General features: G+C 50.0%; 2 protein-coding genes. Both read right to left on the reverse strand.

The genetic code is table 11. The features are described 5' to 3' along the window. Positions 1 to 729: flagellar assembly protein FliH (gene fliH / locus R7040_RS24385; RefSeq protein WP_318097247.1), on the reverse strand; the 729-nt coding region annotated here is incomplete at its 3' end. 3 nt (positions 730 to 732) lie between these two features. Beyond that, positions 733 to 1,474 (reverse strand): FliG C-terminal domain-containing protein (locus tag R7040_RS24390; protein ID WP_318097249.1); only part of this gene is annotated, 742 nt, incomplete at its 5' end.

Consider the following 1,474-nt stretch of genomic DNA (forward strand, 5'->3'; position numbering starts at 1 on the left):
AATGCTGACTTCGTCTAACAAGTGCTGTTTTACGTTGTCCATGCACGCCTCTAAGCGAGAGTCACAACTGGCGTCTGCTTCCGCATCATCCGTCACTAACTGACAACCACCAATTGGCAGTTCGTTGTTGGCAACCAGCTTCCAAGACTTAGGCAGATCCGCGTTAATGTGCGTAATGCGTTCTAGATCTTGTGGGTTGAGATGAACCGTCACGGTTTCCGCTTTGCCCGGCATCGCAGACAGTGTTTCATCCACTAGCGCCAGAATTTGCTGTGGCATCAGAGTAAGCTCGGCACGAATCACCTGCTGAGCCACCTTCTGTACCAACTCACAAATCATGTGGCGTTGCTGCTGCTCTTTTTCACTTTGCCAGCGAGATAAGGCTTGGAACAAATCATTAACTGGCTTCGCCGCTTCTAAAAAGCCTTGCTTACCAGCTTGTTCACCAGAAACAAATCCTTTCTGAAAGCCTTCTTGCTGGCCATCGAGCAAGCCTTGTTGCTTACCTTGCTCGATGCCTTGGCGTAAACCTTCTTCATGACCTTGTTGCAGCCCCTGTTGGAAACCTGCTTCAAGTTGCTGCTGAATGTCCACTTGCGACTCTTGCCAACCTTGGTTGTCCAAGCCGAACTCTTCATCAACCGCAACTGGCTGAGCCAGCGGCGGAAAACGGTGTAAACGGTAACCACTTGGAGGCAGTCGCATAATGTTCGATCTTTGTTCTGCCATGCTTTATTCCACCGTTGGCTCTTCGTATAGAAGCAACTGAACTTCGCCCGACTCATCAAGCTCGCGCACCATTTGCATGATGTCTTGGCGTGCTTTCTGAACTCGACTTAGTGCAACTGCACCACGCGCTTCCATATCGTCTTCTAGCGCTTTCACCATACGTTGTGGCATTGAGCGTTTGATCGCTTGCTGCAACGTGATATCCGAACCTTTCAGTGCCGTAGCCCAAAGCTCGAGTGGAATTTGCTGTACGAGCATGTCCATGGTTTCTTCGCGTTGACGGCCCAGCACCATGAAGTCAAACATGTTCTCTTCGATGGCGTTAACCACTTCTTCATCATGCAGTTTGAGCATTTCCATCAATGAACCACGGTCGCCTTCAAAGCGGTTGATGATGTCTGCCGCTTGCTTAACGCCAGAAAGCGGTACGCTTTGGCTTGCAGACACTTTTTCGATACAACGTTCAACCAGTTCATGCAGATCGGTCGCGACTTGGTGATCGATGTCTTGTAGCTGCGCAATACGGAAGATGATTTCATCATGGTAGTCTTGCGGCAGATGCTTCAGCACGGCAGATGAGCTATCCGCTGGCAGATAAGCCAAGAAAATGGCTTGCATCTGCGGGTGCTCGTTGACGATAAATCGCGCCAGCGTTTCAGCCTCTACCCATTGCAGACGCTGCATGTTGTTGCGAATTTCGTCACCGTACAGGTTGTTCAACAAACCTTTAGCAAGATCGTTACCG

The organism is Vibrio sp. 1069 (assembly GCF_033340555.1).